The following is an 18694-nucleotide window of genomic DNA, read 5'->3' as shown; positions in this document are numbered from 1 at the left end:
TCGGAGCCTCATTGAGTCCGGCTGCTTTCCATGGCATCGTTTATTGGATTTCGGCTAACCCGTTTATTCAACATAGCCAGGGAGGGACGCTTCCGGCGGCCTATGCTAAACGATCTTGCCAAGCTTTAACCGCGCGTCTGGTTCGCGTTCATCGGGCGCCATTGTGTCGTTCGGCAGCTTCCGCTTGGATATTGCCCGCCGGCTGCTGTTGCGGAATGGCGAGCCGGTGCGGATCGGATCCCGTGCGCTGGATCTCTTGATCGCCCTGGTAGAGCGTGCCGGCGACATTGTCAGCCGGCACGAGTTGCTTGATCTCGTATGGCAAGGCGTAGTCGTCGATGAAGCGGGCGTCAGGGTCCACATGGCAGCGCTGCGCCGGGCCCTTGAGGACGGCCAGGACGGAGCGCGATATATCGTCAATGTCGCGGGCCGCGGCTACAGCTTTGTCGCCCCGATTGTGCGAGACGACATGGATGCGGCGCCCCCGGCGGTACCGGCTCAAGCGCCCAGGTCGCTTGGTCATGCGCCGCCTCCGCCCCGTTCGCTCATTGGCCGCGAGGCCGTTATCGACAGCTTGAGCGAACTCCTTCTGGAGCGCCGTTTTGTCAGCATTGTCGGATCGGCAGGCATTGGCAAAACGACGGTAGCGGCCGCGATCGCGTTGCGAATGCAATCAGAATTCGCAGATGACAACATTGCCTTTGTCGACCTTGGAGCGGTCTCGGAAACCGGCGTGGTGCCAGGAGCCGTCATCTCGGCGTTGGGGTGTAAACTCGAAGGCACCGACCTTGTCGAAGAGCTTCTATCCTACGTCCGCGACAAGCGCATGCTGGTTGTCTTCGACAACTGCGAGCACCTGATCGATGCGACGGCTTTCCTGGCGGAGCAGCTCGTTCGTGGTGCCCCAGGTCTGCATCTGCTGGCGACCTCTCGGGAATCGTTGCGTGCCGAGGGAGAGACCGTTCACCTGCTGAGCCCCCTTCCGGTTCCCGACAACGAGTTTCCGACCGCAGCGGAGGCGTTGTCGACGGCAGCGGTGCAGGTCTTCATGGATCGGGCGATCGCGAGTGGATTTGAAGGCGGACTGAACGACATCGACGCGCCGGTGGTAGGCGAGATATGTCGGCGGACCGATGGCATTGCGCTGGCGATTGAGATGGCTGGCAGCCGCGTCGGCGCCTATGGCATCCGCGGCGTGGCAGACTTGCTTGCGAGTAATGTGGAACTGCATTTGCCTGGCCGGCGAAACGCCGCTCCCCGGCATCAAACGCTCGAAACGATGCTCGACTGGAGCTTCAATCTGCTCACCGAGAACGAGCAGATCGTCCTGGCCCGCCTTTCCGCTTTTGTAGGCTTTTTTACGATGGACGCCGCGCGTTCAATTTCGGGTGACCACGACAGGGCGGCGGTGGCGCCGACGGTGGGGAGCCTGGTTGATAAAAGCCTGGTTTGGGTGCATCCGGTAGACAATGCTGTCTTTTACCGTCTTCCTCACACGACGCGTGCCTATGCGGCCAACAAGCTCAGGGAAATCGGAGACCCTGAGCAGATTTCCCGGCGCCACGCCCGCTATTTCGCGGATCTGTTCAAGGCGGTTGCGCTCAAGCCAGGCTTATACGCCAACATAGAGCGTCATGCGCTGCATATCGGCAATGTGCGCAAGGCGCTGGAATGGAGTTTTTCCGACAAGGAATCTTATGCGATCGGCATCGAACTTGCCGCGGATTCATCTCCGTTGTTTATTGGTCTCTGGCTGCTCGCCGAATGCCGCCATTGGTCCCATCTGGCGCTGGGCATAATTGAAGGTCACAGCCGCGGATCCCAGCAGGAGGTGCGCCTGCAAGAAGCCCTGGCGATCTCATCAATGCATACACAAGGCAATCCGCAAGAAGTTCGTAACGCCATCGAACGCGGACTGGATCTTTCCCAGGCGGATGAAAGTGGGGTGCCGCAGATTCGTCTACTAGCCGGTCTCAGCGTCTTCTTGAGCAGGCTCGGTGATTTCGACGGTGGTTTGGACGCAGCCAGACGATGCATGGTTCTTGCAACGCGCAATGGATCGCTTGCGGAAAAAGTAATTTCTGAGTGGATGGTCGGCACCGCCTACCATCTCGCCGGCGACCAGGCAGCGGCCGTTGAGCACTGTCGACGCGGTTTCAAGCTCGAAGCCACTGTTGGGCGTGTCGACGTCAATATCTTCGGATATGATCATCATCTGCGCGCCGAAATCGCGCTGGCACGCTGCCTATGGCTCCGGGGCTTCCCCAAGACCGCCAACGGGATGGCGCTCAGGCTCATGGACGAAGCAGAGGGGTCTAGTCTCCCGGGTAATTACAGCATTGCCGCCGTTGCCTCTATTCCTATCCTGCTTTGGGGTGGCGATACGCAGAATTCACGAGAGCACATCGAGCGGGTGATTGCTCATACTGAGAAACATTCTTTGAGGAGCACCGCGGCTGCGGCATGGGCGCTGAAAGGAGAATGGCTCCTGATGACGGGAGAGGCTGCGGCTGCCGTAGACGTGCTGCGACAAGCCCTCCGCATACTTCACCTAGACCCATTTCGCCTGGTCATTCCCCCAGCGTCCCGCGCCTTGGCGGCGGCACTCGTCCATTGTGGCGAACATGACGAAGCTCGTGCATCCATCGCCGAGGCGATTTCTTCGGCCGAAGAAATGGGCCAAAGGCTGTGGGTACCTTCTCTTTACCGGACGCAAGCCGAGATTGCCATCAAAGCGCCTTGCCCGGATATCGATGCAGCGGAAACGGCCTTGCGAAGATCCATCAAGCTTGCGACAGCTCAGGCTGCCATCGGTTGGCAATTGAAAGCCGCCGTTCCATTGGCCCGGCTGTTGATAGACAGCGAACGCAGCGCGGAGGCATTCGGCATTCTGCAACCGATCTTCGAGGAATTTTCGGAGAGAACCGGCACAAGGGATCTCGTGGATGCCGAACGCATTCTGGCATCTCTGAAATAGTTGAAAATTACCCCAGTTCGACGGCTTGCAAATCGGTCTCGAGGTCAAGGTGGCGCGACAAATCGCCTGAAGACCCCAGCCCAAGCCGGCGATCGTTTACACCGAGCTTTGAGCAGGGATTAGAGGGGTGGTGGTGCGCAGTGACTTGGGCCGCCCAGGAGTCTAGGCTGGCACGACTTCTGCCAGCAGGAAGACCGCCGCATGCCCCCGCTATCTTGCCGTCTACACCATGAAGCCCGAAGACCTTGCTCGCTTTCGGACCTGCCTAAGCCAGAGCAGGATGCGATTGATGCCGTCGGCTTGCAACAGTGGGCGGACTGGGAGGAGAGAAATGCCGCGTTCTTCCCTGATCGCGGCGGTATGGTCGGCAGGACGACGCGCGTTACAAAGGACGGCATCGCCGACGCCGTGAACCCTTTCTGCGGCTACATTGTCATCGAGGCCGATACCATCAAGGCTGCCGCGCGCCTGTTCGAGAACCACCCGCATTTCTCCATCTTTCCCGGGAGACGGCGTAGATATCATGCCCTTCCTCACCGACCCCGCGCCGACTTGAACATCCGCTAATCGCGTGCTGGTGCCAGAAGCCATCTGACAGCTATCGGCAGCTGACCGTCGCGCTGTCGGGCGGCGGACCGTCGCAAGGATGAAAATAGCCGCCTGCAGACAGCGCAGGATCGAACATTTGACCGCAGGCGCGATGGTAGGGCGAAGAGAGATGCAGATCGCCTAAAGCGGAAAAAGCAATGCTATGACTGTTGTCAGCGTGACGATGCTGAAAAGAGTGCTCGCTATGACCATCGAGCCGGTTGCCGCTGAGTCTAGGCGATAGTCCACGGCAAAGAGAATGCCGAAGAAACCCGACGGCATAGCGGAAATCAGAATGGCTATCTTCGCCGTCTCGGTCGATATCGGCAACGTAAACACGACCACGGCAGTCAAGATGGGTCGGCCGATATCGCCAAGCCCTGTTGCAGCAACGACGCTCCAATTCAAGCGAAACGGTTGCGACGAGAGAATGAGACCTGTCAGGAACAGCGCCACACCTGGGGCGGCAACTCCGACGAGCATAAGGCTCGCCTTGGCGAGGGAAGGTAGCTCCAATCCGGCGAGGGAATACAGAATGCCGACTGCGGGAGCCAGAACGACGGGTTTCGTCACTGAGCGGAGGAATGCCTTCCGAACCCGTCTTGCGGGGCCAGTCGCGATTTCTTCCTTCGGTTTCCTGGAATTCAGTTCGACGAAAATCAAAGACATGGGGCTGACGATGATCGAGCCAGCGGCAAGCGCGACAGCGATGGGGACTGTGCCATCTGGTCCTATAACGGCAGCCGCTATGGGAAGGCCAACGCCGGCCAAATTCGGGAAAGATACAGTCAGGGCCTGAAGGGCCGCGTCCGCCTTCGAAACGTCCGAGGAAGCACGGACAAAAAAATACCATGCAAGATGAATGAGCAGCATCACGAAGCCGAGTGTCAGGAAAAGTGGCACTTGCTCGAGCATCTCGCTTCGCGGTGCGGATGCGGTCGCCACGAACAGCGAGGCAGGCAGCGCAAAGTTCATCACGAGAGCATTGAGGCCGTCTACATGATGGTTTTCAACGATGCGGAGCCTACCGGCGCCGTATCCAACAAGAATCACGAAAAAGATCGGGACGAGTGCCGGAAGGATTGTATTGGCCGTCATGTCGGAGGCTTCCTGCAGATACAATTCGCCTCGTGGGTATCGCCCAGGATGCTCCACACGCGTTTTGCACTTTTTATGATGTGTCGGACCGACAGATCCAGCTCAGCCTCAGCCGAGCTTGCAACCGCATTTCCCAACCGGATTGCTTCGGCTTGGAAAAGGATGGCAGTGAGGGCATCCGCTATCTGTGATCGCGCGCAGTGTGGGGCGGCCTGCGCGCCACAGTGCCAGTCGTGGGTTCCGCCGTTTGGCCCGGATCCGCGACTGACACTGTCGACATTAAGTAAAGCGCTGTTCGGCGACCGCATTTGGGTGAGTCCTCAGCGTCACGGCGATATCGGTTCGTCATCAGAAGCTCAGGCTTGCACAGGCTCGCGCTTGCCGCGCGTAAATTGTTGGAAAGTGTTGTTGAGGGCCGATGGCAGAGCGCTTGGCCAATGCGTCTCTCGGTGCCGGGCGGAGACGGATTAGATCGTCGGCGAGCCTCGACGATTCTGATAGGTGAACCGACGATCCAAAGGGCGCAGTTTCTGCTGTGGAGTGCTGAGCGAGCCTTCCGATTGTTGGCTTGCGATTATTTACCCATCTTAACGCGCGCTCCGTTCATATGCATGCCAGCATCTGGCCGTTCACGATTTTCTGAACGTCAACCCAACCGCCGAGGTGCTGCCATGCCATTTCGCCGTATCTGTTCCGCCGCCTTACTTGCGTCTTCTCTTGCCCTGATCGCCCCCGCTGCGGCGATGGCCGAGCCCATCAAGAACATTGTCCTGGTGCATGGTGCCTGGGTCGATGGGTCCGGCTGGAAATCGATCTATGACATTCTGGTGAAGAAGGGTTTCCGTGTATCGATGGTCCAAGAGCCCGAAACGTCGTTCCAGGATGACGTCGCCGCCGCAAAGCGCGTGCTCGACATGCAGGAAGGTTCGGCCATCCTCGTCGGCCACTCCTACGGTGGCTCGATCGTCACCGAGGCGGGTGTTCATCCGAAGGTGGCCGGCCTCGTCTATGTTGCCGCCCACGCACCAGACGTCGGCGAGGACGAGGGCGAACTCGGCAAGAAGATGCCGAGCGTGCTGGCCAAGACCGAAGGGGCGATCAAAGCGACACCGGACGGCTATACCTATCTGGAGCCGGAACTGTTCCCGAAGCTGTTCGCCCCTGACCTCCCTCGTGAACAAGCCGAGTTCGCTGCCCGCTCGCAGGTGCTGGCCAAGGCCGAGGTGTTCAACACGCCGCTGACTGCGGCTGCCTGGAAGACCAAGCCGAGTTGGGGCATCGTCGCCGGCAACGACCAGATCATCAATCCCGACCTCGAACGCTTCTACTATGAACGCGCGAAGGCGCCTTTCATCGTCATCGAAGGCGCCAGCCATTCGGTCTACGAATCCCATCCAGAGCGCGTTGCCGATGTGATCGTCGAGGCCGCTCGGAAAGTCGGAGAGAAGACGAACTGAACGCAGACACAAGCCGTCGCACAGCGCCAGCATGCGACGGCTTCTTTCAGTGCACGAGGTCCGTCCATGACTGTCCTTTCGAACATCTCGTCGACCAGAATCTGGGACGCATCACGTCGGTCACGCGAGCAGCGCATTGCCGCGGCCAGCGCCTATGCCCGTGGCAAGCAGGTCGCACCCGGGGATACGACGAAGCTGCTGGAGGCGGTGATACGGCCGGGCGACCGGGTGTGCCTCGAGGGCGACAATCAGAAGCAGGCGGACTTCCTTGCCGCCCGGCTCGCGGAAGTCGACCCCTCGGTGGTGAAGGACCTGCACATCGTGCAGTCCGGCGTGGTGCTGGCCGAGCATCTCGACCTGTTCGAGGCCGGCATCGCGAAGCGGCTCGACTTCTCCTATTCCGGCCCGCAGGGCACGGCGATCGCAAGAGCGCTCAAGGCCGGGAAGATCGAACTCGGCGCCGTTCACACCTATCTCGAGCTGTTCTCGCGCTATTTCATCGATCTCACCCCGCATGTCGCGCTCACCGTGGCGCGCTGCGCGGATCGCGACGGCAATCTCTATATGGGCCCGAACACCGAGGACTCGCCCGTTGTCATTGAGGCGACCGCCTTCAAGCAGGGAATCGTCATCGCGCAGGTGAACCAGCTGGTCGACAAGGTGCCGCGCGTCGACGTGCCGGGCGACCGGGTCGATTTCGTGGTGGTGACGCCCGAGGCCTTCTATGTCGAGCCGCTGTTCACCCGCGACCCGGCACAGATCACCGAAACGCAAATCCTCGGCGCCATGCTGGCGATCAAGGGCATCTACGCGCCCTATGGCGTGAAGCGGCTGAACCATGGCATCGGCTTCAACACCGCCGCTATCGAGCTGATCCTGCCAACCTATGCCGAGCGGCTTGGGCTTAAAGGCAAGATCGCCACGCACTTCGCCCTCAACCCGCACCCCACCCTCATCCCCGCCATAGAGTCGGGCTGGGTCGAACAGGTGCACAGCTTCGGCTCGGAAGTCGGCATGGACGACTATATGAAGGCGCGGCCGGACATCTTCTTCATTGGCCGCGATGGTTCGATGGCGTCCAACCGCATGTACTGCCAGTCGGCCGGGCTTTACGCGACCGACTTGTTCATCGGCTCAACTCTGCAGATCGATCTTCAGGGCAACTCCTCGACCTTCACCCGCGACCGCATCGCCGGCTTCGGCGGAGCGCCCAACATGGGCTCGGACCCGCATGGACGGCGCCATGCCAGCGAGGCCTGGTTGAAGGCGGGCCGTGAAGCAGTCGGGGAGGCGACGAGCCTGCCGCGCGGGCGAAAGCTGGTGGTGCAGATCGTCGAGACCTTCGGCGAAAAGCTCGACCCCACCTTCGTTGAGAGCCTCGACAGTGTCGAACTGGCCAAGTCGCTCGATCTCGCGCTTCCACCGGTGATGATCTATGGCGATGACGTCAGCCACATCGTTACGGAGGAGGGCATCGCCAACCTTCTGCTCTGCCGCACAGCATATGAGCGCGAGCAGGCGATCCGCGGCGTCGCCGGCTATACCGATGTCGGCCGTGCCCGCGACCGCAAGGCCGTGGAGGATCTGCGGACCCGCAAGGTGATCCAGCGGCCGGAAGACCTTGGCATCGATCCGCTCGAGGCCAACAAGAGCCTACTCGCCGCGCGCTCTATCAAGGAGCTCATGCACTGGTCGGGCAATCTCTACGATCCGCCGGCCAAGTTCCGCAATTGGTGAGGAGGCGGCACATGGAAATCCTCAAAGTCCACCACAGAACCCGCAGTCCAGCCGCTGGCACCATCGGCAGCGCTCTCGTCGGCGTCGTCGCCTCCGGCAATCTCGAAGTGCTGCTGGAACGCACGCTTGCCGATACTGAATGCACCGTCGAAATCGCCACCCCGGTGCGCGGCTATGACGATGTCTGGAAGGCCGTCGTCGCCGACTTTGTCGAGCGCGCCTCGCCGGGCGGCCTGCGCATCTCCATCAATGACAGCGGCGCCCGGCCCGACACGGTGATGCTGCGGCTGTTGCAGGGCGTGCGGACCATGGAGGCTGGCCATGACTGACTCGAGGCATCCCTCTGCCGATACCGCAAGCTGGTTCCTCTCGACCGCGCGCGAGCGTCTCGCGGGGCTGCTCGATCCGGGCAGCTTCACGGAGTTCCTGCCGCCGACGGAGCGCGCGCAGAGCCCCCATCTCGCCTTGTTCGACCTGCCCGCCGCCTTCGATGACGGCATGGTTGTCGGGCGCGGCCGGCTCGGGAGACGTGCGGTTCTTGTCGCGGCACAGGAAGGCCAGTTCATGGGCGGCACCTTCGCCGAGGTGAGCGGGGCCAAACTCGTCGGCCTGCTACGCGCCGCACGAGACGATGCGAAGCTGCCGCGCATCGTCCTCTTGCTGCTCGACAGCGGCGGAGTGCGATTACAGGAAGCCAATGCCGGCGAGCTAGCAGTGGCGGAGGTGATGCGCGCCATCCTCGAGGCGCGCGGCTCCGGCGTGACTGTCATCGCCCTCGTCGGCGGGAGAGCGGGCGCCTTCGGCGGCGCGGGCCTCACCGCCGCCACCTGCTCGCGGATCGCCATTTCGGAACAGGGGCGCACCGGCGTGTCTGGCCCGGAGGTCATCGAAACCAACAAAGGCGTCGAGGAATTCGACTCGCAGGACAAAGCGCTGGTTTGGAGCGTGACCGGAGGACGCAATCGCCGCCTGCTCGGGGGCGCCGACGCCTATGCCGGGGACACTGTGGCGGGCTTCCGCGACGCCGTGCTCGCGTCGATCGACCGAGCGCCGCCTTTCGATCTCGCGACCCTGCGCGCCGAGCAACGACGGCTCGCCGACCGGATAGAGCGCCTTGCCGCGTGCAACTCCGCGGTCGAGATGTGGGTAGCGCTCGGCATTGCCGAACCGCAATCCATCCGGAACTTGGATGACGCGGCCTTCGCGGAGATCGTCAAAGGCCTGAGAGGAGTTGCTCATGACGCTCGATGAGATCCTCTCAAGTCTCTTCCCCAAGGGCCACGACATCGATCCCCGGTCCGATCATCTGATTCTCGGCACGGGAAAGCGGGCCAATGGTGGCACGGTCGCGGTGGTCGGCATCGCCGACGGCGAGGCATTGGGAATCGAGGGTGTGCTGCCGCTGGCCCGACGCGTGCTCGACATTGTCGCGACCGGCGGCAAGGCACCGATCCTCGTCATCGTCGACACACAGGGCCAACTCATGTCCCGCCGCGACGAGATGCTCGGCCTCAACGAGTATCTCGCCCACCTGGCGAAATGCCTGCTGCTGGCGAGCCGGAGCGGCCATGCCACCGTCGGGCTGAATTACGGTAAGGCCGTCGCCGGCGCGTTCCTCGCTACTGCGCTAGCCACCGACATCCTTGTCGCGCTGCCAGACGCCGAGCCGGCGGTGATGGACCTGCCCTCCATGGTGCGCGTGACCAAGCTGCCGGAGGACAAGCTGAAAGAGCTGTCGCAAACCACCCCGGTTTTCGCACCCGGCCTTGCCTTTATGAGCGCCGTCGGCGCAGTGGCACAGGTTTGGGATCCCGCGAAGCCGCTCGCCGATCAGTTCGAGGCGACGCTAGCGGCTGTCTCCGCGTGCGATAAGCGAGACGTGCTCGGCGCCGAACGTGGAGGGCGCGCTGTCGCCGCGCAGATCGCGCGGCGCGTGGCACACCAAGCGTCCGATGACGACTATGTCTAGCCATGCCTATCGCCGCCACGATCTGCTGCTCGTAGAGCCAGGGGCGTGGAGGGAGATGCTCCTCGCTGCCGGCAGCCTCGACCGTCTGGCCGATGAGCCCCGGCTGTTGGTCGAAGGCTGGGCCGAACGCGGCTTGCCGGTGATCGTGCGGCGGGGCGCCGCGGGTGACGACGAGAGCGCGATCGCCATCGGCCTCCCGCTGCCCCCCACACTCGGCAAGCTGAGGCTGGGCTTTTTCATCCCTCCCAAGCACATAGCGGCAAGTGTCGCGGCGCACTCCGTGGCCGAGGCAGCGCGGTCGGCCCCCGCGCACCTGTGCCCACAGCTGGAAGCTGCGGCGGCTCTCGCGATGCGGCTGGGGTTGCAGCCGGTCGTCTTCGGCGCGCTGCTTTGGCAGCATCTGACAGGGCTCGCCTATCTGCGGGCCGGCTCGGACATCGACCTCATCTGGCCGGTATCTCGCCGAGAAGACCTGGACGAGCTGCTCGACGGTCTCGCCGCGCTCGACGACGCCGGCCCGGCCCGACTCGACGGCGAGATCGTCGTCAGCACGGGCGAAGGCGCGAATTGGCGCGAACTGCGCAACGCACTCACGCGCCCCGGCGGCACAGTCCTGGTCAAATCGATGCACGGAGCGGAGCTCAGATGCGCACGACATCTCTTCGTGTGACCGCGAGTTTCCCGAAGCGCGTGCCGGCGCACGGGCGGGCATCGCTCGCACCTGTCGACGCCGAACGGTTCGGCGGTATGGCGGCAGACGCGCTGCTCGCCGAACTCGACACCTGGCCGAAGCCCGGCCTCGTCAGCCCGCTCGACAACGGCAGCCATGACGACATGGACTATGGCACCTTCCTGAGCAGCATAAACGTCATTCGCCCCTTCTATGCCGAGCTTGCCGCAGCCGGCGGGGCGGACGCCGATATGGCGGAGTTGCGGCGAATAGGTGCGCTCGCAGAAGACGCCATGCTCGCTGCCACCGGAGGGGTGAACACCCATCGCGGCGCAATCTTCGCGCTGGGCCTGCTCTGCGCGGCAGCCGGTGCGGCATGCGCCGAGCGACTCCGTCTTTCGGCAAAGCGGCTGACGCGGATAGTCGGAGAGCGCTGGGGTCGAGAAATCACGCGCGGCCCGATCCCGCTGAACAGCCACGGCAGCGGCGCGCTGCGGCGCTTTGGCGCCGGCGGTGCGCGCGCGGAGGCGGCTGCCGGCTTTCCGCACGCGCGGACCATCGGCCTTCCGGCGCTGCTGGCCGGACGAGTGCTTACTGGCGACGAAGGGACGGCGCGGGTGCATGCCTTTTTTGCATTGCTAGCGGCGATGGAGGACACCAACCTGCTCCACCGCGGCGGCACGGAAGGGCTGCGGGACGCACGTCGCGCGGCATGCGATTTCCTTTTTGCCGGAGGCGTCGGCCGGACGGACTGGCTTGCCCATGCCATGGCCGTGCACCGGGCATTTGTGGCCCGGCGCCTCAGCCCGGGCGGATCGGCCGATCTGCTGGCCGTAACGATCTTCCTCGATCATGTCGAGAATACGCCGTGAGCGGCATCGCGATATTGTGCTCGGGACAGGGTAAACAGAGCGCGGCCATGTTCGATCTCGTCGCCTCTGAGCCGGCGGCGGCGCCCGTCTTCGCGCTCGCCGCCGGGGCGCTTGGCGGCCGCGATCCGCGCGACCTCGCCCACCACGGCGGCGACATCATTCACCGCAACGACGTTGCGCAGGTGCTTTGCTGCGCGGCGGCGCTCGCCGTATGGGCGGCGGTCGGCTCGTCAGCTCCACGCCCGCTCACAATCGCCGGCTACAGTGCCGGCGAAGTGCCGGCCTGGTCGGTCGCCGGCGTGATGGACGCATCGAGCGCCTTCGACGTCGTGGCGTGCCGCGCCGCCCTCATGGACGAGGCTACGCACGAGCCTTCCGGACTTGCCGCCATTATCGGCTTGCCGCGCGATGTGGTCGACGGAATTTGTCGCGCCCATGGGCTCGACGTCGCCATCGTCAACGGTCCGCTGCACCTCATCGTCGGCGGACGCGCGGCGGGCCTCCGGCTGGCGCTCGCGGACGCCACGGCGCGTGGCGCCACCCGCGCGACGGTGCTGCCGATCCACGTCGCATCCCACACACCGGCTCTCAAAGCCGTGAGCGAGCGGCTCGGCAGGCTGGTGAGCGAAACCGTCACGGACGTCCGTTTGCCGAGCGATGTCCGACTGGTCAGCGGTATCGACGGGGTGCCTGTTCGCAGCGTCGCCGATGGTCTCGTCAAGCTCGCGGCTCAGGTCTCGACAGCCATCGATTGGACGGCCTGCATGGATGCTTGTCGCGCCTCCCGTCCCGCCCGCGTGCTCGAACTCGGACCTGGCAACGCGCTGTCGCGGATGATGACCGAGTTCGAGCCCGACATACCAGCGCGCAGCGCCGCCGATTTCCGCTCCGTAGCTGGCCTGCGCCGGTGGATGGAAGTGGCGTCCTAAACATCCGGCACAAATGCGGGACCGAACCACTCATGAAGGGAGATAACGCATGACTATTCTCTACTCGACCAAGGTAACCGCAACGGGCGGCCGCAAGGGAACGATCCGCAGCGAGGACGGCATTCTCAATCTCAAGCTTGCCATCCCCAAGGAACTGGGTGGCATGGACGGCGCCACCAATCCCGAACAGCTCTTTGCCGGCGGTTATGCGGCGTGTTTTGAAAACGCGCTGTTGCGCGTTGCTCGGCAGTCGGGGCATCGCTTCGCCGACGGCGACGTGATCGTCGTCGCTGAAATCGGCCTCAGCCGCAACGAAGCCGATGCCTTCGTGCTGCACGCTTCTCTCGCCGTCACCGTCTCCGGCGTCGATCAAACGACAGCCGAGGAGCTGGTGAGAAATGCCGACGCCATTTGCCCCTATTCCAATGCTGTGCGAGGAAACGTCGATGTCGCGAAGGCAGTGGTTGCTATATGACGGTCGGCCAGGAACAATGATGATGGCGTTCGGCATGTTGCAGGTCAGACCGACTTTCGGAATTTCTCCGGGCCCGAATGTCAGTTGCTTTTACCGCAAGCCAAATGGCCTAAACCCTATACGAGGGGTGCTGGCGAATGAGGATCTGCGGGGTGGGACGACCGCCAATCATATGGTCGGAGGCTTTGTGAACGACGCCGCGGTGGAGTTGCCGCGCGGGCATCTGGATTCGCCGGCGGCACCGATGCGGTTGGATTGGCCTTAATCCAAGTTGGTAAGCGGTTCTACACGTCGCCGTTGCACGAACTTGATAAGGCCGCTTCTAGATGGCATCGTTTCTCGTAGTCTTGGTTTGTGCAATTCGTGGTGTCCCAATAGGCAAGACATTCTCACCGGAAATCAGACGAGCAGAGGCCCCGCCTACGGCGCGCATCTGGCCGAATGCTTTGGCTTGCCAGCGGTACCCGCTCATGTTCATCACACGCTGCAGCGCGGCATGCTGGCAGTCTCTGAGTTGAAATCCCGAGTGCCCCCGGCGGACCCAAACCCGTCTCTCGGCTATAAGAAGCCTATCAGGTGATCATGCAGTTCAAGAATATCCGGCGGGAGCTCTGGCTAAACAGCCCGTTCACCTCGAGCGATGCCCTCCGTGCCGGGGAAACCTACGGCCGGGCCTTCAAGAGCTCCACGGGCGTTGCGCCGCATCAGTGGCAACTCGGTCGTCGCATGAAGCGGGCGCAGGCGCTGCTGACCGGCTCGTCGCTTTCGATCGCGGAAAGTCGCTCTCGAATGTGGGTTTTCGAGCCAGCCATTTCGCCACCGCCTTTAAGGAAAATATCGGCGCAAGCCCTGGGCGTTGGCGTCAGTTAGACCTTGGGGGACGGAGTTCGAAAATTGACTCAGACAACTAGAGGCCGCGCCTACGGTTCGCAATTAGGCGAACGCCTCGGTTTGCCGGAGCCTCTCAGTCACGTCTATCACACGTTGAATCGAGGTACGCTCGCTATCACGGAATTGCAATCCCGAGCGCCACCGCAGGATCCAACCCCGTCTTTCGGCTATGACGACGCCTATCAGGTAATCGTTAACCTCAAGCATATGCGGCTGGATCTTTGGTTGAACGATAGGTCCCCCTTGAGTGAGACCATGCATGCGGGAAAAACCTACCTTACCGATCTAAGACGGGAGCCGCGGGTCCTTATACAGGATCCTTTCCACACCGTGAATTTCTACGTGCCGATTACGACCCTGAAGGCGTATGCCGAGCAGAACGACATGCCGATCTTCACAGAGTTTCCTCAATCTCCCACTGCTGGTCAGGACGATCCGGTGATGCGTCAACTTGCCGAGGCGGCGGCGGCAGCATTTGCCCATCGCCACCAGGCGAGCGGACTCTTGCTCGACTCGATCCTCGATGCCGTCTGCGCCAATGTGCTCGGACGGTATGGTACCTCGAATAGCACGGCATCAGTCCGGTTCCATGGTCTGGCACCTTGGCAGGAGCGCCGCGCGAAGGAACTCATGGACGAGCGCCTGGACGTGTCAATGACGGAACTGGCCGAGGAATGCGGTCTTTCCACCGCCCATTTCGGTCGGGCCTTCAAGCGCTCCACCGGTATTGCGCCGCATCAGTGGCAACTCGGCCGTCGTATGAAGCGGGCGCAGGCGCTGCTGACGGGCTCATCGCTTCCGATCGCGGAAATCGCTCTCAAGTGCGGATTTTCGAGCCAAAGCCATTTCGCCACCGCCTTCAAAGAGAATATCGGCGTCAGCGCCGGGCACTGGCGCCGGTCGACAGCTACCGGGATTAGCGGCCTGGATACTGACTGAACGGCCAACTCGGCCAATGACGATCCCTTCGAAGCCCTCCGGCACGAGAAGGCGTCATACTTTCGCAAACTGCATCAAGTTATCGGAAGACAGGTCTGCCGTTCCGTCCAACATGCTCGTCAAACTGTAGGCGCAGAAGCGGGGAGCGATGACAGGTCAAGCGATCGCCCGGACGGACAAGGTCTTGCTTGTCCCGCCGCATGTCGAAGTTAGCGCGCACGCTCCGATATCGTTCGGCAGCTTTCGCCTGGATCGGGCGCAGCGGCTACTCCTGCAGGATGGCGAGCCTGTTCGGATCGGCTCGCGCGCCCTTGATTTGCTGATTGCCCTTATTGACCGTGCCGGCGACATCGTCAGCAGGCATGAGTTGCTGGAACTCGTATGGCGAAACGTTGTCGTCGACGAGGCGGGGGTGAGGGTCCACATGGCTTCGCTTCGCCGGGCTCTAGGTGACGGGCGAGATGGGGCACGATACATCGTGAATATCGCCGGCAGGGGCTATAGTTTTGTCGCTCCAATAGCACCCGACGAACCGGATCCGCAGCCGCCTCCACCGGCGGCGTCTTTGGCACCCCGATCCACAGGCCGTGTGCCACCGCCACCTCGTTCGCTGATCGGCCGGGAAGCCGTCATCACCAGCCTGAGCGAACTCCTTTTGGCGCGCCGTTTCATCAGCATCGTCGGATCGGGAGGCATCGGCAAGACGACAGTGGCTGCGGCCATTGTCCAGAGGCTGCAAAGTGCATTCGACGACACGAACGTGATATTTGTCGATTTCGGCGCCATGACCGAGGGCCGCCTGGTTCCCGGGGCCGTTATCGCGGCGGTCGGCTGTGCAATTGGAGGCGCGGATCCAGTCACCGAACTGGTGACCTTCCTCGCGGACAAACGCGTGCTGATCATCTTCGACAGTTGCGAACATTTGGTCGATCCGACGTCGCTCTTGGCCGGCGAGCTCTTTCAGCGCTCGCCAGGCGTGCATCTGCTGGTAACTTCCCGTGAATCGCTGCGTGTCGATGGAGAGACCGTCCATCTCTTGAGCCCTCTGGCCTATCCGGCCGACGAGTTTCCGACAGCGCCCGAGGCGCTGGCGACACCGGCGGTGCAACTCTTCATGGATCGGGCAGCGTACAGCGGGTTCCACGGAGAGTTAACTGACAGCGATGCGCCCGTCGTCGGTGAGATCTGCCGCCGCACCGATGGCATCGCGCTTGCAATCGAATTGGCAGCCAGTCGAGTCGGAACTTACGGCATCCGCGGCGTCGCCAATCTTCTGGCCGGCAATGCGAAATTGCGCTTGGCCGGCCGGCGCAATGTCGTTCCACGACACCAGACGCTCGAAGCGATGCTCGACTGGAGCTTCGAGCTGCTTGCAGAACTCGAGCAGCGGGTCCTCTCCCGCCTCTCCGTCTTCGTCGGACTCTTCTCGATAGAAGCGGCGTGCTCCGTTGCTGGCTCGGCCGGGGATGACGGTAAGGCGACAATGGTGTCGATAGCAAGCCTCGTCGACAAATCCATGGTCTGGGTCCAGCCGGTAGGTAAGGTCGTTTTCTATCGCCTTGCCGATGTGACCCGCGCATATGCAGCGACGAAATTGCAGGAGGTCGAAGAGCTTGAACCTATTTCCCGGCGCCACGCTCGTTACTTCGCCAGCCTGCTCAAGGGGGTTGCGCTCGAACATGGCGCCTATGCCGATATGCGACCATATGCACCACACATCAGCAATGTCCGAAAGGCACTCGAGTGGAGCTTTTCAGACCCGGAATCGCATGCTGTAGCGGTCGAACTGGCAGCCGATGCTGTACCTCTGTTTCTCGGGCTTTGGCTACTTTCCGAAGGTCGGCATTGGTCGCGTTTCGCATTGAGCGCGAGCGATGAAATCAAAGAACTCCCTCGGCGCGAATTGCGACTGCCGGAGGCACCGGCAGATTCTGCCCAGAACACACAAAACGATGCGCAGGAATTTCCTGACGCTATCGAGCCGGGACCGAATCTATTAGAGGCTGACGGCGGCGAAATGACGCGATTTCGTCTTTTGGCTGGTCTTAATAGCTTCCTGACGACGCTCGGTGACTTCGAAGGTGGGTTGGCTGCTGCAAAGAGGTGCGGCATCATCGCAGAGCGGATCGGAGCGCTCAGCGACCGAGTCATTGCCGAGTGGATGCTCGCCGCAGCCTACCACCTCGGAGGCGACCAGGCCGCCGCCATGACACATTGCGAGCGCGGCTTCGCGCTTGAGGCCGAGATCGGCCACCCGGAGTTCCGTCTATTCGGCTACGATCATCATTTGCGTGCCGAACTTGCTTTGTCCCGCATCCTTTGGCTCAGGGGATATCCCGCGCGTGCTTGCAGGCTGGTCCTGGAAGCCATGGAGGGCGCCGCGCTGTCGTCCCTGCACAGTAACTACAGCATGGCCGCTGCTAACGGCGTCGCGGTTCTGCTCTGGAGCGGCAATAGCCGGGAGTCGGGCACCCACATCGACCGCTTGATAGCGCATGTAGAGACACATCCCTTCAAGTTAAACGCAGCTGCTGCCTTGGCGTTGAAAGGAGAATGGCTCGTGATGGTTGGAGAACCTCTGGCAGGCATCGCCGCACTGCAAGAAGCGCTCAAGATGCTTAACCGGGAGCAGTTTCAAATGGTTGTGCCAGGCGCAGCCAGGGCTTTGGCCGACGGGCTCGCTCAAAGCGGCCAGTATCGCGAGGCGCAAACGATGATCGATGAGGTTACTTCTTCCGCGGAACGAATGGGGCAAAAATTCTGGCTGCCCGATCTGTATCGGACAAAAGGTGAGATCAACCTGAAAGCACCTTCCCCTGATGTCGAGGCGGCCGAGCAGGCTTTCCTCGTGTCTATCAAGCTTGCGGGAGAACAGGGAGCCATCGGCTGGGAACTAAAAGCTGCGATTCCGTTGGCGCGCCTATTAATAGGCCGGGAACGCGCCGCCGACGCAATCGCGCTACTCACCCCGATCTATGAGGCGCATTCGGAGAGAACCGGCACCACTGATCTCGCGGATGCCAAGAGCCTACTGGAATCTTTGCGATGATCGTCCCCGATCCGGCGCGGCGCACAAGGCCGGATCGAGAAGCGGAAGTTAAGGACGCCGGCTCCTAATGCCGGTCGACTGACAGTAGAGAAGCATTTCAAACGATGGTAAGGCGTGGCGCCCGCCATCGATGACGGCGGCTAGATCGCCAAACCGCCGGATACCTCGATGACCTGCGCGGTGACCCAGCGATTGTCGTCGGAGAGCAGCGAAGCGATCATCGGCCCGACATCGTCGGGAACTCCTGCTCGGCCGAATGCTGTCATTCCGGCGACCTGCTTGTTGAGTTCCGGGTTGTCACGAACCATGCCTCCGCTGAAATCCGTCTGGATCGACCCCGGCGCTACTGCGTTCACGGCGATACGGCGCGAACCGAGTTCCTTGGCCTGATAGCGGGTGAGAACCTCGATGGCTCCCTTGAGCGCACCATATGGGGCGCTGCCGGGAATGATGATGCGTGCGAGGCCGCTCGAAAGGTTCACGATCCGCCCACCATCGTTAATCAGCGGCAACAGTTTTTGGGTGAGAAAGAACACACCTTTGAAGTTCACCCGATAGAGCGTGTCCAGTTCGTCCTCGGTCGTCTTCGCCACTGAATTGTGATGCGAAATGCCGGCGTTGTTGACGAGATAGTCAAAGCGTTGGGCGTCAAGCCTCACCAGCGTGTCGCGAACTTTCTCTGCGAAGGCATCGAAGGTCGACGCTTGTCCGACGTCGAGCTGCAAGGCGATGGCCTTGCGTCCGATCGCGGCAACCTCTGCCGCTACAGCTTCCGCTTCAGCCCGGGCCGAATTGTAGGTGAAGATGCTGTCAACACCGCGGTGCGCGAGGCTGACCACTGTGTTGCGGCCAAGACCGCGGCTTCCTCCTGTTACAAGCGCAATTTTGTTTTCAGGTTGCATCATTCGCCTCCACAATCGAGAGCCGGATCCGTTCCAGCGTTTTGCCCTGCGAGCCTAATTTCGATGGTTATGGCGGCGCCAGTAAATATTTGAAAAAAATGGCAAAGAAGAGAGTGATTTGCCAAATAATCAACCTTTATA

Annotated in this window: 15 protein-coding genes and 1 pseudogene; 14 read left to right on the top strand and 2 right to left on the bottom strand. The window is 61.9% G+C overall.

The genetic code is table 11. The annotated features are described in order from the left end of the window. Window positions 1-163 precede the first annotated feature (163 nt). Together NKH37_RS01225 and NKH37_RS01220 are read left to right on the top strand one after the other, a co-directional pair. A complete protein-coding gene (locus NKH37_RS01225; RefSeq protein ID WP_353040748.1) occupies window positions 164-2977 on the top strand; it encodes an ATP-binding protein in 2814 nt (937 codons plus the stop codon). A gap of 229 nt (window positions 2978-3206) precedes the next feature. Then, a pseudogene (locus NKH37_RS01220) lies at window positions 3207-3533 on the top strand (hypothetical protein). 173 nt (window positions 3534-3706) lie between these two features. On the opposite strand, the gene NKH37_RS01215 reads toward NKH37_RS01220, so the two are convergent. After that, window positions 3707-4663: an AEC family transporter gene (locus NKH37_RS01215; protein WP_353004505.1), complete on the bottom strand. Its 957-nt coding sequence runs from the start codon at window positions 4661-4663 to the stop codon at window positions 3707-3709. Between the two features lie 671 nt (window positions 4664-5334). On the opposite strand from NKH37_RS01215, the gene NKH37_RS01210 reads away from it, so the two are divergent. The 12 genes from NKH37_RS01210 to NKH37_RS01155 all read left to right on the top strand — a co-directional run bounded on the left by NKH37_RS01210 (window position 5335) and on the right by NKH37_RS01155 (window position 17651). Continuing rightward, window positions 5335-6120, top strand: coding sequence for an alpha/beta hydrolase (locus NKH37_RS01210; protein WP_352647728.1), 786 nt, complete (start codon window positions 5335-5337; stop codon window positions 6118-6120). 66 nt (window positions 6121-6186) lie between these two features. Further along, window positions 6187-7857: a malonate decarboxylase subunit alpha gene (gene mdcA, locus NKH37_RS01205; protein WP_353004507.1), complete on the top strand. Its 1671-nt coding sequence runs from the start codon at window positions 6187-6189 to the stop codon at window positions 7855-7857. An 11-nt stretch (window positions 7858-7868) separates the two neighbouring features. After that, window positions 7869-8186 (top strand): malonate decarboxylase acyl carrier protein, encoded by a 318-nt coding sequence (gene mdcC, locus NKH37_RS01200; RefSeq protein WP_353004509.1) that lies wholly within the window; start codon window positions 7869-7871, stop codon window positions 8184-8186. Further along, window positions 8179-9108, top strand: coding sequence for a biotin-independent malonate decarboxylase subunit beta (locus tag NKH37_RS01195; RefSeq protein ID WP_353004512.1), 930 nt, complete (start codon window positions 8179-8181; stop codon window positions 9106-9108). Before mdcC ends, NKH37_RS01195 begins: the two co-directional genes overlap by 8 nt. Continuing rightward, window positions 9095-9826, top strand: a complete 732-nt coding sequence (locus tag NKH37_RS01190) for a biotin-independent malonate decarboxylase subunit gamma (RefSeq protein ID WP_353004514.1) — start codon at window positions 9095-9097, stop codon at window positions 9824-9826. Before NKH37_RS01195 ends, NKH37_RS01190 begins: the two co-directional genes overlap by 14 nt. Continuing rightward, window positions 9810-10496, top strand: a complete 687-nt coding sequence (gene mdcG / locus NKH37_RS01185; RefSeq protein ID WP_353040746.1) for a malonate decarboxylase holo-[acyl-carrier-protein] synthase — start codon at window positions 9810-9812, stop codon at window positions 10494-10496. The genes NKH37_RS01190 and mdcG overlap by 17 nt, the downstream gene beginning before the upstream one ends. Continuing rightward, window positions 10472-11368 (top strand): triphosphoribosyl-dephospho-CoA synthase MdcB, encoded by an 897-nt coding sequence (mdcB, locus tag NKH37_RS01180; protein ID WP_353004516.1) that lies wholly within the window; start codon window positions 10472-10474, stop codon window positions 11366-11368. Before mdcG ends, mdcB begins: the two co-directional genes overlap by 25 nt. After that, on the top strand, window positions 11365-12297 hold the full coding sequence (locus tag NKH37_RS01175) for an acyltransferase domain-containing protein (RefSeq protein ID WP_353004517.1): 933 nt from the start codon (window positions 11365-11367) through the stop codon (window positions 12295-12297). The genes mdcB and NKH37_RS01175 overlap by 4 nt, the downstream gene beginning before the upstream one ends. A 49-nt stretch (window positions 12298-12346) precedes the next feature. Beyond that, a complete protein-coding gene (locus NKH37_RS01170; RefSeq protein WP_353004518.1) occupies window positions 12347-12772 on the top strand; it encodes an organic hydroperoxide resistance protein in 426 nt (141 codons plus the stop codon). A 576-nt stretch (window positions 12773-13348) separates the two neighbouring features. Beyond that, a complete protein-coding gene (locus NKH37_RS01165; RefSeq protein ID WP_353004520.1) occupies window positions 13349-13642 on the top strand; it encodes a hypothetical protein in 294 nt (97 codons plus the stop codon). 264 nt (window positions 13643-13906) lie between these two features. Continuing rightward, complete coding sequence (locus NKH37_RS01160) at window positions 13907-14602, top strand: helix-turn-helix transcriptional regulator (RefSeq protein WP_353040744.1); 696 nt, start codon at window positions 13907-13909, stop codon at window positions 14600-14602. 148 nt (window positions 14603-14750) lie between these two features. Further along, window positions 14751-17651, top strand: a complete 2901-nt coding sequence (locus NKH37_RS01155) for an ATP-binding protein (RefSeq protein ID WP_353004523.1) — start codon at window positions 14751-14753, stop codon at window positions 17649-17651. 140 nt (window positions 17652-17791) lie between these two features. On the opposite strand, the gene NKH37_RS01150 is transcribed toward NKH37_RS01155, so the two are convergent. Beyond that, window positions 17792-18556: an SDR family NAD(P)-dependent oxidoreductase gene (locus NKH37_RS01150; RefSeq protein ID WP_502895857.1), complete on the bottom strand. Its 765-nt coding sequence runs from the start codon at window positions 18554-18556 to the stop codon at window positions 17792-17794. Window positions 18557-18694 lie beyond the last annotated feature (138 nt).

Origin of the sequence: Mesorhizobium sp. M1217 (assembly GCF_040318275.1) — a bacterium.
Classification (GTDB): domain Bacteria; phylum Pseudomonadota; class Alphaproteobacteria; order Rhizobiales; family Rhizobiaceae; genus Mesorhizobium.
The sequence above is the reverse complement of the archived record's forward strand: the minus strand, read 5'-3'. Positions and strand labels throughout refer to the sequence as shown.